At 67.2% G+C, this 14,345-nt stretch carries 13 protein-coding genes; 6 read left to right on the forward strand and 7 right to left on the reverse strand.

Features of this window, described 5'->3' with window-relative positions; all coding sequences use genetic code 11:
- Positions 1-144: 144 nt before the first annotated feature.
- On the forward strand, positions 145-2,808 hold the full coding sequence (gene aceE, locus ACI0FO_RS20240) for a pyruvate dehydrogenase (acetyl-transferring), homodimeric type (RefSeq protein WP_416029535.1): 2,664 nt from the start codon (positions 145-147) through the stop codon (positions 2,806-2,808).
- Between the two features lie 25 nt (positions 2,809-2,833).
- Here the strand turns inward: aceE and ACI0FO_RS20245 are convergent, their stop codons facing one another.
- A complete protein-coding gene (locus ACI0FO_RS20245) occupies positions 2,834-3,457 on the reverse strand; it encodes a LysE family translocator (protein ID WP_105558923.1) in 624 nt (207 codons plus the stop codon).
- Between the two features lie 166 nt (positions 3,458-3,623).
- Between ACI0FO_RS20245 and gorA the strand changes: the two genes are divergently transcribed.
- A complete protein-coding gene (gene gorA, locus ACI0FO_RS20250) occupies positions 3,624-4,982 on the forward strand; it encodes a glutathione-disulfide reductase (RefSeq protein ID WP_416029538.1) in 1,359 nt (452 codons plus the stop codon).
- Positions 4,983-4,994: 12 nt separating this feature from the next.
- On the opposite strand, the gene ACI0FO_RS20255 is transcribed toward gorA, so the two are convergent.
- Positions 4,995-5,819: a DUF72 domain-containing protein gene (locus tag ACI0FO_RS20255; protein ID WP_416029542.1), complete on the reverse strand. Its 825-nt coding sequence runs from the start codon at positions 5,817-5,819 to the stop codon at positions 4,995-4,997.
- A gap of 338 nt (positions 5,820-6,157) precedes the next feature.
- Between ACI0FO_RS20255 and ACI0FO_RS20260 the strand changes: the two genes are divergently transcribed.
- Together ACI0FO_RS20260 and ACI0FO_RS20265 are read left to right on the forward strand one after the other, a co-directional pair.
- A complete protein-coding gene (locus tag ACI0FO_RS20260) occupies positions 6,158-6,790 on the forward strand; it encodes a LysE family translocator (RefSeq protein WP_416029545.1) in 633 nt (210 codons plus the stop codon).
- On the forward strand, positions 6,790-7,086 hold the full coding sequence (locus tag ACI0FO_RS20265; RefSeq protein ID WP_416029547.1) for a hypothetical protein: 297 nt from the start codon (positions 6,790-6,792) through the stop codon (positions 7,084-7,086). Before ACI0FO_RS20260 ends, ACI0FO_RS20265 begins: the two co-directional genes overlap by 1 nt.
- Positions 7,087-7,134: 48 nt before the next feature.
- Here ACI0FO_RS20265 and ACI0FO_RS20270 read toward each other — a convergent pair whose 3' ends face one another.
- Entirely contained in the window at positions 7,135-8,625 is a 1,491-nt protein-coding gene (locus tag ACI0FO_RS20270; RefSeq protein ID WP_416029549.1) for a PLP-dependent aminotransferase family protein, read from the reverse strand.
- A gap of 124 nt (positions 8,626-8,749) precedes the next feature.
- On the opposite strand from ACI0FO_RS20270, the gene ACI0FO_RS20275 reads away from it, so the two are divergent.
- Positions 8,750-9,478: a GNAT family N-acetyltransferase gene (locus ACI0FO_RS20275; protein ID WP_416029551.1), complete on the forward strand. Its 729-nt coding sequence runs from the start codon at positions 8,750-8,752 to the stop codon at positions 9,476-9,478.
- On the forward strand, positions 9,469-10,353 hold the full coding sequence (locus tag ACI0FO_RS20280) for a DMT family transporter (protein WP_416029553.1): 885 nt from the start codon (positions 9,469-9,471) through the stop codon (positions 10,351-10,353). Before ACI0FO_RS20275 ends, ACI0FO_RS20280 begins: the two co-directional genes overlap by 10 nt.
- Before the next feature lie 332 nt (positions 10,354-10,685).
- On the opposite strand, the gene ACI0FO_RS20285 is transcribed toward ACI0FO_RS20280, so the two are convergent.
- From ACI0FO_RS20285 to ACI0FO_RS20300, 4 genes are all read right to left on the reverse strand, one after another.
- Positions 10,686-11,573 carry a DMT family transporter gene (locus ACI0FO_RS20285; RefSeq protein ID WP_416029849.1) on the reverse strand — a complete coding sequence of 296 codons (888 nt, stop codon included), beginning with the start codon at positions 11,571-11,573 and terminating at the stop codon, positions 10,686-10,688.
- Positions 11,574-11,629: 56 nt separating this feature from the next.
- On the reverse strand, positions 11,630-11,965 hold the full coding sequence (locus tag ACI0FO_RS20290) for a thioredoxin family protein (protein ID WP_006226863.1): 336 nt from the start codon (positions 11,963-11,965) through the stop codon (positions 11,630-11,632).
- Between the two features lie 115 nt (positions 11,966-12,080).
- Positions 12,081-13,403 carry a Zn-dependent hydrolase gene (locus ACI0FO_RS20295; protein WP_416029555.1) on the reverse strand — a complete coding sequence of 441 codons (1,323 nt, stop codon included), beginning with the start codon at positions 13,401-13,403 and terminating at the stop codon, positions 12,081-12,083.
- Positions 13,404-13,543: 140 nt separating this feature from the next.
- Positions 13,544-14,338 (reverse strand): enoyl-CoA hydratase/isomerase family protein, encoded by a 795-nt coding sequence (locus ACI0FO_RS20300; protein WP_416029557.1) that lies wholly within the window; start codon positions 14,336-14,338, stop codon positions 13,544-13,546.
- Positions 14,339-14,345: the final 7 nt, after the last annotated feature.

Below are 14,345 nucleotides of genomic sequence, written 5' to 3' on the forward strand. Positions count from 1 at the left end.
GGCATGGGATAGTTGCACTTGCAATTGTTTAAAAACCTCCATACGATTGCAATTGCACATTATGCAATTGCAATTCACGATGTGAAACGACGGCGCCGGCGATCTCGATCCGGGCGCCGCCCACGCACCCGAAGGAGGACGCCCATGGACACTTCGATCGACCCGATCGACGCCGACCCGCAGGAAACCCAGGAATGGCTTGACGCCATGCAGGCCGTGCTGGCCCACGAAGGCCTGCCGCGCACGCACTATCTGCTGGACCAACTGATCAACCAGGACCGCGCGGCCAACGGCCGGTATGCGGCGCCGGGCGTCACGCCCTACGTGAACTCCATCGCGCCCGCCGCGCAAGCGCGGTTTCCGGGCGACGTCGGCATCGAACTGCGGCTGGACGCCTACCTGCGCTGGAACGCCATGGCCATGGTGCTGCGGGCGGGCAAGACGTCGGGGGTAGGCGGCCACATCGCCACTTATGCGTCGGCCACGACGCTGTACGAAACGGGCTACCGCCACTTCTTCCGCGCGGCCACGCCGGAATTCCTGGGCGACATGCTGTATATCCAGGGGCATTCGGCGCCCGGCATCTATGCGCGCGCCTATCTGGAAGGCCGCATTTCGGAAGCCGAGCTTGACCGCTTCCGGCGCGAGATCGGTGGAGGCGGGCTTGCCTCGTATCCGCACCCGCGCACCATGCCGTCCTTCTGGCAATTTCCCACGGTGTCGATGGGGCTGGGGCCCTTGATGGCGGCTTACCAGGCGCGCTACATGCGGTACCTGGAAGACCGCGAACTGATTCCGGAGCAAGGCCGCAAAGTCTGGGGATTCCTGGGCGACGGCGAACAGGATCAGCCTGAAACGCTGGCCGCCGTGGCGATGGCCGGACGCGAAAAACTGGATAACCTGATCTTCGTCGTCAATTGCAATCTGCAGCGGCTGGACGGGCCGGTGCGGGGCAACGCCAAGATCATCCAGGAACTTGAAAGCGTCTACCGGGGCGCCGGCTGGAACGTCATCAAGGTGATCTGGGGCGCCGGTTGGGACGCGCTGCTGGCACAGGACCACGACGGCCGTCTGCGCCGCCGCATGATGCAGTGCGTGGATGGCGAATACCAGGTGTTCAAGGCACGCGGGGGCGCCTATGTGCGCGAACATTTCTTCGGCGCGGATCCGGTGCTGCAAGAACGCGTGGCGCATCTATCGGACGACGAGATCGGCGCGCTGAACCGCGGCGGGCACGATGTGGCCAAGGTCTATGCCGCCTACGCCGCGGCGCTGGCGCATCGCGGCCAGCCTACCGTCATCCTGGCCAAGACCGTCAAGGGCTACGGCATGGGCGCCGCGGGCGAGGCGGCCAACACCAACCACCAACAGAAAAAGATGGCGGACCCGGCGGTGCGCGCGTTCCGCGACCGCTTCGCCATCCCCGTGCCGGACGATCAGCTGGAGCAGATTCCCTACATCAAGCCCGCGCCGGGCAGCGCCGAGCAGGCCTATTTCGATGCGGCGATCGCGCGGGCCGGCGGCCATCTGCCGCGCCGTCCCGCCGGCCCCGGGCCGCTGGCCACGCCGTCGCTCGAGGCGTTCGCCACGCACCTGAAGGGCAGCGACGGGCGCGAATTCTCGACCACGATGGCGTTCGTGCGCGTGCTGGCGCAATTGCTGAAGGACCCGGAAATCGGCCAGCGCGTCGTGCCGATCGTGCCCGACGAGTCCCGCACGTTCGGCATGGACGGCATGTTCCGCCAGGTGGGTATCTATTCGCACGTGGGGCAGCTCTACACGCCGCAGGACGCCGATCAGCTCAGCGTTTACCGCGAAGACCGCAAGGGCCAGATCCTGCAGGAAGGCATCAACGAGTCAGGCGCGATGTCGTCGTGGATTGCGGCGGCCACCGCCCACAGCACGCACGGCGTGGCCACCATCCCGTTCTATATTTTCTATTCGATGTTCGGCTTCCAGCGCGTGGGCGACTTGGCATGGGCAGCCGGCGACATTCGCGCGCGTGGCTTCCTGCTGGGCGCGACATCGGGGCGGACCACGCTGGAAGGCGAAGGGCTGCAGCACGACGACGGGCACAGCCATGTGTTGGCTTCCGTCATCCCGTCGTGCCGCGCCTACGATCCCGCCTATGCCTATGAAATCGCGGTGATTGTGCAGGATGGCATGCGCCGCATGTACCAGGACCAGGAAGACGTCTTCTACTACCTGACCCTGATCAACGAAAAGACCGCGCATCCGGCCATGCCGGCAGGCGCCGAGGCGGGCATCCTGAAAGGCATGTACCGCTTGCGCGATGGGACGCCGGGCGCGGTGCGCGTGCAATTGTTGGGAAGCGGCGCGATCCTGCGCGAAACGCTGGCCGCGGCCGACCTGCTGCAGCAGGATTTTGGCGTGGCCGCCGATGTCTGGAGCGTGACGAGCTATTCGGAACTGGGCCGTGATGGCCAGGAGGCCGAGCGCTGGAACCGCCTGCATCCGCTGGCCGATGCGCGTCGGGGGTATGCCGAAACCGCGATGGCCGACAGCATCGGGCCGGTCGTGGCGGCCACAGACTACATGAAGACGGTGCCCGAACAGATCCGCCCATTCATGGCGGGCCGCCGCTACGTGACGCTGGGGACGGACGGGTTCGGAAGGTCGGATACGCGGCAGGCGTTACGCGCCTTCTTCGGGGTGGACCGCCACCATATCGTGGTGGCGGCCCTGAAGGCGCTGGCCGACGACGGCCGGGTGGAACGGGTGAAGGCGGCTGAGGCCATCGCCCGCTACGGCATCGACGCCGAAGCCGTTTCCGCCGCGTTGCCATAAGGGGCGCGCGTGGCGCGCCGGCGCCTTAGACGCGGCGCGCCAACATGGCCCAGACGCCGGCCACGGACAGCATGGCGCCGCCGCCCAGGTTGAAGCCGCGCTGGGCGCGGGGCGATGCCAGCAGGCGCCGGGCGGATCCGGCGAACACCGCGTATGCGGCGGCATTGATGCCGGCGCAGGCGACGAACGTGGCCGACAGCATCCACAGCTGGCGCGTCACGTCGCCCGCCGGGTCGATGAATTGCGGCAGGAAGGCGACAAAGAAGATCATGCCCTTGGGGTTCAGTGCCGTCACCAGATACGTGTTGGCAAACAGCTTCCAGCGCGAACCCGCCGCCGTGGCCTCGGGCAGCGTGGCGGGCGCCACGCCGGCACGCAGGAGCTTGAAGCCCAGGTACAGCAGATACAGGCCGCCCACGGTCTTGACCACCGTGAACCAGAACGCCGACGCCGCCAGCAACGCGCCCAAGCCCACCAGCGACAGCACCAGGGCGGTGGAATCGCCTAGCGCCACGGCCAGCACCAGCGGCAGGCGTGCGCGCTTGCCATGCGTGATGGAATAGCTGATCACGGTAAGAATCGTCGGGCCAGGCAACATGACAAGCAGGGCCGAGGCGCCCAGGAAGGCCAGCCAGGTTTCAAGCGACATGGGATTCGTGCTCCGATCAAGGATAAGGGGCGGCTGCCGGACAGCCATGCCGGTGACTGTAGGCCAATCGCCGCGCTTTGGGAATGCCCCGGCGCCGGGTGGTGTTAAATACGGTCTTCCCGAACAGTGAACGCGTGGCCGCAGGGCTTTTCGCGAAGGAAACATCATGGCATTCGATTTTGATCTGTTTGTGATCGGCGCGGGTTCCGGCGGCGTGCGCGCGGCCCGTTTCGCGGCGGGCTTCGGCGCGCGCGTGGCGGTGGCCGAAAGCCGCTACCTGGGCGGCACCTGCGTGAACGTGGGTTGCGTGCCCAAGAAACTGCTGGTCTACGGCGCCCATTACAGCGAGGACTTCGAACAGGCGCATGGCTTTGGCTGGACGGCCGGCAAGCCATCGTTCGATTGGGCCACCCTGATCGCCAACAAGAACCGCGAGATCGAGCGCCTTAACGGCATTTACCGCAGTTTGCTGGTCAATAGCGGTGTGACCCTGCTTGAGGGCCATGCCCGCATCGTCGACCCGCATACGGTCGAGATCAACGGCCAGCGCCACAGCGCCGGCCATATTCTGGTGGCCACCGGCGGCTGGCCGCAGGTACCAGACATCCCGGGCAAGGAACACGCCATCACCTCGAACGAGGCGTTCTTCCTGACGGCGCTGCCGCGTCGCGTGCTGGTCGTGGGCGGCGGCTACATCGCCGTGGAATTTGCCTCGATCTTCAACGGCATGGGCGCGCAAACCACCCAGGCCTATCGTGGCCCGCTGTTCCTGCGCGGCTTCGACCAAGGCGTGCGGGAACACCTGCGCGACGAACTCGTCAAGAAGGGCATCGACCTTCGCTTCAATACGGAAGTCACGCGTATCGATAAGCAGGCCGACGGTTCGCTGGCGGCCAGCCTGAAGGACGGTTCCGTGATCGAGACCGATTGCGTGTTCTACGCCACGGGCCGCCGTCCGATGCTGGACAACCTGGGCCTGGAAAATACGGGCGTCAAGTTCAAGCAGGACGGTTTCATCGACGTGGACGACGAATACCGCACCGCGGAGCCTTCCATCCTGGCCATCGGCGACGTGATCGGACGCGTGCCGCTGACGCCGGTGGCGCTGGCCGAAGGCATGGCCGTGGCCCGCCGCCTGTTCCGCCCCGAGGAATACCGCAAGGTGGATTACAAGCTGATCCCGACCGCCGTGTTCAGCTTGCCGAACATTGGCACCGTGGGCATGACGACCGAAGAGGCGCGCGAAGCCGGCTACGAGATCAAGCTGTTCGAAAGCCGCTTCCGGCCCATGAAGCTGACCCTGACCGAGTCCCAGGAAAAGACGCTGATGAAGCTGATCGTGGACGCCAAGACGGACCGCGTGCTGGGCGTGCACATGGTGGGCCCGGACGCGGGCGAAATCGTGCAGGGCATTGCGGTGGCGCTGAAGGCCGGCGCGACCAAGCAGGTGTTCGACGACACTATCGGCATTCATCCCACGGCAGCCGAAGAGTTCGTCACGCTGCGCACGCCGGTCGCGCAATAGGGCGGGCGCGGGCTACAGCCGTTCGATCATGGCGCGCGCCGCGGCCGGCGCACGCTCTTTCGCGCCATTGATGAAGAACGCATAGACGTCTTGCGGCCGCGCGGATGGGGGCGGCTTGGCCCCGATGCGGCGCAGGTCGGCCGGGTCGGCCCCGCGCGCCCAGGTGCGCAGCCGGTCGGCCCACGCGTCCAGCACCTTGGGCGCATAGCCCGCCTTGAAGGTGGGGCTGGCGCGCATCAGGCGGGCATAGACGAAGTCGCCCGTGCGGTCGGCGATGGCCGGAAAATCCTCGCTGTCGGTGTAGACGGTGGCCGCGCGGTGGCGGCGCGCCAGCTCCAGATATTCGTCGCAGGCAAAGCTGGGATGCCGCACGTCCAGCACGTGCCGCAGCGGCAGGCCGTCCACCTTGTTCGGCAACCATTCCAGAAAGGCGCCGAAATCGTCGGCGTTGAAGATTTTGGTGGGGGCGAACTGCCATACCACCGGTCCCAGCTTGGGTCCCAGTTCGGCGATGCCGCTGTGCACGAAGCGCCGGATAGACTCGCCGGCGCCAGCCAGTTCCCGGCGGTTGGTGGCGTAGCGCGATGCCTTCAGTGAAAACACGAAGCCGTCCGGCGTCTCGTCGCGCCACTTGGCGAACGTGGCCGGTTTTTGGGTGCTGTAGTAGGTGCCGTTGATCTCGATGGCGGTCAACTGGCGGCTGGCATATTCCAGTTCCCGCGCATGCGGCAAACCTTCGGGGTAAAACGGGCCGCGCCAGGGGGCGTAGGTCCAACCGCCGATGCCGACGCGGATGCTGGGCGGGCTTTCCACCACGGACGGGTGACGATGCGGCATGTCCAGGTGCTCCATGCAATCGGAAGAACCTGACCAATGTATCGCCGCGCGCGTGCCGTCGTAAAGCCTGACAGTCCTGAACGGGAGGCGACCCCGGCGCGTTTGTCGCATCCGCGATACGCCAGGTCGACCTTTGCGACGTTCAAAATACGCCCCTCGCGGCAGGCGCGGCGCGTGTCCATCGCCGCGGCGCCGCACGGGCATCGCGCGTTTGTCGCGCCCGGAGGAGGCGTGGTCGTGTTGGGGCCGGCCGACGACAAAAAAACGCTGTTCCGGTACAGTTTTGCGATAACGTGTAGGCCTTGAATCCGACTTCGCCCGGCGCCTGCCGGCTCATCATGCCTGACCTGACTCATTTGCTGACGTTCGCCCTGGTTGCGCTGGGCATGGTGCTTACGCCCGGGCCCAACATGATTTACCTGGTGTCCCGGTCCATTTCCCAAGGCCCCCAGGCCGGCCTGATTTCTCTGGGCGGCGTGGCGGTGGGGTTCATCTTCTATGTGCTGTGCGCGGCGTTCGGCATCACGGCCCTGCTGCTGACCGTGCCCCTGGCCTATGACGCGCTGCGCATCGGCGGCGCGCTGTACCTGCTGTACATGGCCTGGCAGGCGATCCGGCCGGGCGGCCGTTCGCCGTTCCAGGTGCGCGCATTGCCCAAAAGCAGCCCGCGCACGCTGTTCACGATGGGGCTGGTGACCAACCTGCTGAATCCCAAGATCGCGGTCATGTACGTATCGCTGCTGCCGCAGTTCATCCAGCCAGACCACGGCAGCGTGTTCACCCAGTCGCTGGCGCTGGGCATGACGCAAGTGGTGATCAGCCTGTCGGTCAACGCCGTCATCGCCATCACGGCGGGCTCGATCGCCGGCTTCCTGGCGGGCCGCCCCTTGTGGATGGTGGTGCAGCGCTGGTTGATGGGCACGGTGCTGGCCGGCCTTGCCGTGCGCATGATCATGGATACGCGTCGCTGATGGAACAAAACGACGGCTTTTTCGCGTCGCTGGGCGGCATGCTCGGCGAAGCCCTCCGGAGCATCGTCTCGGGTATCCAATGGCTGCTGGGCGGGTTGGGGGGCGCCTTGGGCGATTTCTATGCCGGCTTGGCCCGCGCGATGGGCATGAGCCCGTCCTTCTTCAACTTCGTCCTGCTGGTGCTGGGATTGATGTTCCTGTGGGCGGCGGTCAAGGCTTTGCTGCGCCGCTCCATCCTGGGATTCCTTTTCTGGCTGGTCCTGGCGATGCTGGTGCTGGGCGGTTTGGTGGACTAGGCCTGCCAACGCGAAAAGGCGCGCCGCGCGGGCCTCGAGACCCTGCGGTCAGCGCCTGCTTTTCAATGCGATATCCCGTAGCCGGCCGACCAACGCCGGGAACCGCTCGGCCCCGGTATTCCCATATCCGATCACCAGCCCGTTGTCTTCCGGGCGGGGCGTGATCGCGAACGATGACAGCGCGCCGGGATTCATCCCCAGCTTGCGCGCCTGTTCCACGATCGCCACATCGGAAAACGCCGGCGGCAGCCGCACGGTCAAATGCAATCCGCTGTGGCCGCCCAAGACCTCGTGGTCGATTTCCAGGTGCGCGGCCAACGCGTCGCGCAGCGCGGCCTGGCGTTCGCGGTATAGCCGCCGCATGCGCCCCAGATGGCGAGAAAACTGCCCGTTGTCGATGAACGCGGCCATGGTCAGTTGTTCCAGCCGGTGGCCGCCGCGCAGCATTTCGATAACGGACGGCATGGCTTGCGCCGCGATGGTTTCCGGCAACACCAGGAAGCCCAGGCGCAGGGCAGGGAACATGGTCTTGCTGAAGGTGCCCACATACAGCACGGGGGCGTCGGGCAGCAGGCCTTGCATGGCCGCGATGGGTTCGCCCTGATGGCGGAATTCGCTGTCGTAATCGTCTTCGATGATCCACGCGCCCGCGCGCCGCGCACGGTCCAGCAGGTCCAGCCGGCGCGCCACCGACAACACGGCGCCCGTTGGGTATTGGTGCGACGGCGTGGTTTGTATCAGCCGCGGCGGGCGTGTTTGCCACGTCGCTTCGGGGATCACCATGCCATCGGCATCCACGCGCATCGCCACGACGTCCAGGTCACCCGCATGGAAGGCCGATTTGGCCCCACGGTAGCCGGGGTCTTCCAGCCAGGCCGTGTCGCCGGGGTTGGTCAGGAGTTGGACGCACAGCGCCAGTGCGCCCTGCGCCCCTTCGGTGATGACAATGCGCGAGGCGTCACAGCGCACGCCGCGCGATACGCGCAGGTACTGGGCGATGGCTTCGCGCAGCGCGGGTTCGCCCACCGGGTGGCCGTAGCCCAGCGTGGTGGCCGGGGCGGCCTGCAGCGCCCGGTCCTGCGCGCGGCGCCAGGCATTTACCGGAAACTGCGTCAGCGCCGGCGTGCCGGGCGTCATGGGCAGCGAGCCATCGTGCAGGTATCGCGTGGCTACGATGCGCGACAGGCGTTTGGCGGTGAAGGAGGCCTCGGCTGGAGGCGGCGCGGCCTGCCTGGCAGCGTTGCTGGCCGTCGCCGACAAGGGCGCCACGCGGGTGCCTTGCCGGTCGGCAATGACATAGCCTTCGGCCGTCAGTTGTTCATAGGCGATCAGGACCGTGTTGCGCGAAATGTCCAGGTCTTCGGACAACGTGCGCGAGGACGGCAGTTTGCCGCCGGCGGGTAATTGACCGGCCAGAATGGCCTGCTTCAGCCGCTGAATCAACTGGCGCTGCCGGGGTAACGCGCCGGGCCCGCGCGCCAGCGGGCTGGATAGCAGTGCCGCGTCCTTGGGGACGCCCTGAGGGGAAAGGGGGTTCATGGCCCTATTAAATTCAAGGATCGTGGTGCTTTTTATGATGCCACGATTCCGATATCGTGAGGTCATGCGTGTTGCGTCCGCCACCGCCCGGCGACGCGCGCTAACCAGGATGAGGCTCTGTAGCATGCAACCCCGCGTCAATGCTTTCCAACAACCCATCGGCCCCGATGTTTCCGGCTGGACGCCGCGCGCGCGTCCGCCCCTGACCCCCGCCATCGGACAGTATTGCCGGCTGGAACCGCTGTCCGCCGAGCGCCACGCGGCGGATCTTTATCAGGCGTTCAGCCAGGCGCCGGACGACAGCGACTGGACGTACATGGGCGTCGGCCCGTTTGCCGACGAGGCGGCCTACCGGGCGTTCGCCGAGTCCGTGCAGGCGGGCAACGACCCCTTGCATCACGCCATCATCGACCTGGAAACGGGGCGCGCCATCGGCACGCTGGCGCTGATGCGCATTGATCCGGCCAACGGCGTGATCGAAGTGGGTTTCGTGTCGTTTTCGCGCCAATTGAAACGCACCCGTATCGCGACCGAGGCCCAGTTCCTGCTGATGCGCCGCGCGTTCGATGAACTGGGTTATCGCCGTTATGAATGGAAGTGCGACAGCCTGAATGCGCCGTCGCGCAAGGCGGCCGCGCGGCTGGGATTCCAGTTCGAGGGCATCTTCCGGCAAGCTACGGTCTATAAGGGCCGCAGTCGCGATACGGCGTGGTTTTCGATCATCGACGGCGAATGGCCGGCGCTGCGTGCCGCCTACGAACACTGGCTGAACCCCACGAACTTCGACGCCGAAGGCAATCAGCGCACGGGTCTGGCGGAACGGATTGCCCGGGAAAAGGCCGCGTGCGCCTGATCCCGGTTGCGCTTGCGCTGTTCTGGGGGCTGAATTGGCCGGCGGTGAAGATCATTTTGTCGATCTTCCCGCCGTTCACGCTGCGCGTCATCGGCCTGGGCAGCGGCGCGCTGCTGTTGCTGCTGCTGGCGCGCGCCAAGCGCGTGGCGCTGCTGCCGCCGCGCGCGTCGTGGGCGGGCATCGTCGTGGGCGGCATCTTGGCCGTGGCGGTGTTCAACCTGGCGGTGGCGTGGGCGCAGCTCAGCACCAGCACATCGCGCGCGGCCGTGCTGACCTTTACGATGCCGATGATGTCCGCGGTGCTGGCCTGGGCCGTGCTGGGCGAACGCCCGGACCGGCGCCGCGCCGTGGCGCTGGCGCTGGGCGCGGTGGGCGTGGCGATCCTGGCCTGGCCGGTGCTGCGCGCCGTCTTCGCCGACCACGACATCGCCGCGACGAAAGGCCTGGCCTTTCCGTTGATCGCCGCGTTCGGCTGGGCCGCAGGCACCGTCTATCTGAAGCGCTGGCCCGTGGCCGGCAACCGGATCGTGGTGACAGCCTGGCAACTGGTGGTGGGCGCGGCCTGCGCATTGACGGGCATGCTGATCGCGGGCGAATCGTTTCCAATGCAAGGCTGGAACGTGCAAGTGGCCAGCGCGCTGGCGTATCACATCATTCTGGGTACGGCCGTGGCGTATTGGCTGTGGTTCGTGCTGAGCGAAAAGGTCAGCGCCACGGTCGCGGCGTTGACGACCCTGATGGTGCCGGTCGTCGGGGTGTTGGGTGCAATGGCGTTGGTGGGCGATCGGCCCGCCGCGGCGGATTGGTGGGGATTCGCCTTCGTGCTGGCGGGCGCGGCGCTGATCGTGCTGAACCTGGGCAAGGCGCGAGGCTGACGGGGGGATGGGGGGGGTGATGGGGGTGATGGGTTACGTGCGGCCAGCGTCAGCGCCTGCCGGCACGGCCAACGCGCACTCCACCCATCCTACGAACGACGGCCGGTGCAGCGGATGATGCGCTAACGTACAAACGACGTAGGCTAGGACGGGTGCGCCATCTTGATAACGCCCTGGCTCCGTAGGATGGGTGGAGCGCGAGACGCGGGGCGTCGGTTCGCGGTCTTTAAGCGCGCGCAACCCATCACGCCGCAAACCCGCAACCTATCATGCCGCTAGCCCGCTAGCCCGCTAGCCCGCTAGCCGGCAAGCCCGCTAGGCCCGCAAGCCCGCTAAGCGCGCCGTCTGCGAAGCAAGTTCCTGATGACCTCGCCGCCGCTGACAAGCGTGATGCCCGCCAGCACCAGCGCGGCGCCGATGACAAAGCCGGCGTCCAGCGGTTCGTCCAGGATCAGCACGCCGAAGCTTACGCCGAACAGCGGCGTCATGAACGACAGGATCGATAGCCGCGAAGCAAGGTAGCGGCGCAGCAGCCAGAACCAGGCCAGGTAGCTGGACAGCGCCACCACCACGGATTGGAAGGCGACGCTAAGCACGGCCGCCTGCGTGTAGCGGATGGCTTCTTGATCCGTGGCGGCGGCATACGCCAGCAGTCCGGCGGCGGCCACGCCCATCTGATAGAACAGCGTCTTGGCGGGCGCGGCTTCAGACAGGGATGTCTTGCGGATGGCGACCGTGGTGGCGCCCCAAAGCAGCCCCGCCGCAAGACCCATGGCGTCGCCCAGCTGCATATTGCCGGCGCCCGTCTGTGCGGGCTGCGCGGGCTTTCCCAGGAATGCCACCGCGATGCCGCCGAACGCGATCGCCACGCCCAGCCACTGTAGCGGTTGCATGCGTTCTTCGGGCAGCAGCCAGTGCAGGCCCAGCGCGGCGAAGATCGGGGCGGTGTACAGGAACACCGACATGTGCGAGGCCGTGGTGTGGAGCAGGCCCTGTGCCACGAACAGGAATTCGCCCGCGAACAGCAAGCCGACGATCAGGCCGGGCAGGGCGGTGCCATCGCGGAAGGCGCGCAGGCCTTCGGCCCGCCACACGACCACCGCCAACACCAGCGCCGCGAATGCCGAGCGCAGGCCGATCTGCATGATGGGCGCAATGTCGTCGGCCACCAGCTTGATGGCGATCTGCTGGAATCCCCAGCACACGCACAGGGCCAGCATGCCGCTGGTCGCCAGCGCGTCCAGCGGCAAACGCGTGGGCTTGGCGGCGGGCGCGGTCACGGCAGTTCGGCGGGATAGCTGTCCAGCGCCAGGCCGATTTGTTGGCGCAGGTCCCATTCGGCCAGCGTGGACTGCACCGGCCCGAAGAACGCGCCGTCGCGCGTGACGAACATCGCGGGCAGGTGAAAGACCTCGTAGCGTTCGACCAAGCCGCGGTTGTCGCCCGCATCTACCCAGCACACGCGTTCAACCGGCAGCTCTAGCGCGGGAAGCTGTTCGCGCGCGATACGGCAGGTGCCGCAGGTACGGCTGTGGAAGACCAGCAGCGTCAGGCCGGGCGCATCCAGCAGGAAGCGGTCAGCGGTGCTGTCATTGAGTTCAATCTGTTCCATGGGCGGCGAATGAGCGTGTCGTGGGCGCCAAGCGAACCGGGCGCAAGGCGTCCATTATGGCAGCGCGGCGCCCGGGGGCCGGCGATACCCTCGGACGCCGAATGGGTGTGCGGGTTCAGGCGCCGCGCGACCCGTCGCGCAGCACCCGGTCCAGTTCCAGCACCGATTGGTACAGGACGCGGGTGCCGTCCAACAGTTGCGCCGGCTCGATCCACTCTTCCGGGCAGTGGCTGCGGCCATTCAGGCACGGGATGAAGATCATGCCGATGGGGCCGGTGGGCGCCATGTACACCGCGTCGTGGCCTGCACCGCTGGGCAGGCGCATCGAGGCGTAGCCCAGTTGGTCGGCCGCTGCCTTGACGGCATCCATCACCAGCGGTGAACAGTCGGTGGGCTGCGCGCGGCTCAACGGCGTGAAACCGGCCGTCAGGCGCAGCGCCTTCAGGTCGTCGGCCACGCCGGCCATCAGCGTTTCCGGGAACGTGTCCAGCACGGCGTTGCTGTCGCTGCGCATTTCCAGCGTCAACTCCACCCGGCCGGGCACGGCGTTGGCGGCGTTCGGGGTCATCGACAACCGGCCCACGGTGGCCACCACGTAATGCGGGTTGCCGCTGGCGGCGCTGGCCTGGCGGCTGGCCGCGTCGATGATGCGCGCGGCGCCCACCAGCGCGTCGCGGCGGATGTCCATCGGCGTGGTGCCTGCGTGGTCGGGCTGGCCTTCCACCACGATCAGCACGCGGCGGATGCCCACGATGTTGGTGACCACGCCGATCGGCAGGCCACGGCTTTCCAGCACGGGGCCTTGTTCGATATGCAGTTCGACGAACGCGGCGGTGCCGTCGGCGCCCCGCAACGGCGCATGCAGCGCTGCCGGGTCGCCGCCGACGCGGGCGATGCCTTGGGCAAGCGTCTCGCCGTCCGGGTTGCGGGCGGCCAGCATGTCGGCCGTGAGTTGGCCGGAGAGCGCGCGGCTGCCCACGCACGAAATGCCGTAGTCGCTGGGCTCTTCGGACAGAAAGTCGATGACCTCGAACGGATGCGCCAGTTCGATGCCGTGGTCTTGCAGGGTGTGCGCGACTTCGATGCCGGCCAGCACGCCGATGATGCCGTCGAAGCGGCCGCCGGCCATGACGGTGTCGCAATGCGAGCCGGTGGCGATGGGCTTGCGGGCGGGGTCGCGGCCGGAGCGGGTGCCGACCAGGTTGCCGCCGGCGTCCAGGCGGGTGGCCAGCCCGGCGGCTTCGAATTCGCCGCGCAGCCAGGCGCGGGCTTCGTCGAACAGCGGCGAGAAGGCGCGCCGCGTCCAGGGGACGTCGGGCAAGGTGAACCGCGACAGCGCTTCCACGCGGGACCACAGGCGGTCGGCGTTAAGCGGAGGGAACGGGCGGGACGGGGAAGCGGATGTAGAGAGCGAGGAAGGGGGCATTGCGTGCGGCATGAAGATTCCTGAAGATGCGCCATAGATTATGTCATGGCGGGCAAGAGCGCCCGGCGCACCATTCAAGAGGGTTATCGCATCGTTGATGCCTGCCCCACCGTTCAGGGATACCCGCCGTTAGGCATCGTGGCGCCGCGCCCTCAGGAAACCTGCCGCCATGAAGGCTCGCGCTTTTCCAGGAACGCGGCGACGCCCTCGCGGGCCTCGCTCGTGCTGCGGCAGGCCGCGATGCGTTCAACCGTGTCGGCGATCAGCGCGGCGTCGATGGGCTGGCCGGCAAAGTCGCGCACCAGCCGCTTGCTGGCCTGGACCGCGTCGGGGCCATTGGCGCATAGCGTGCGGCAGATCGCCTCGGCCTCGTCGTGCAGCCGCTCGGCCGGCACCACGTCGTGCAGCAGCCCCAAACGCAGCGCGGTGGCCGCGTCGAAGCGTTCGGCCGTCAGGAAATAGCGGTTGGCCGCGCGCTCTCCCATGGCGCGGATCACATAGGGGCTGATCGTGGCCGGAAGCAAACCCAGGCGCGTTTCGGACAGACAGAAGTGCGCGCTGTCCGCGGCGATGGCGATGTCGCAGGCCGACAGCAACCCCATGCCGCCGGCGTAGGCGTCGCCGTTCACGCACGCCACCACCGGCTTGGGGCAGGCCCAGATCGTGTGCAGCATGTCGGCCAGCCGGGTGGCGTCCGCGCGGTTGTCGGCGTCGGTGTGCGTGGCCATCTTGCGCATCCAGTTCAGGTCGCCGCCCGCGCAGAACGCCTTGCCCGCGCCTGTCAGCAGCAGTACGCGCACGCGGGGATCCTGGGCGGCGTCGGCAACCGCGCGGGTCAGCGCAGCGATCAGCGTCTCGTCGAAGGCATTGCGCATGTCGGGCCGGTTCAGCGTCAGGCGGACGATCGCGCCGTCGTGGGCGACGTCTAGCGGGGCGTGCAGAGTCATGCGGATC

Origin of the sequence: Achromobacter marplatensis, from assembly GCF_049060505.1 — a bacterium.
GTDB lineage: Bacteria > Pseudomonadota > Gammaproteobacteria > Burkholderiales > Burkholderiaceae_B > Achromobacter > Achromobacter marplatensis_A.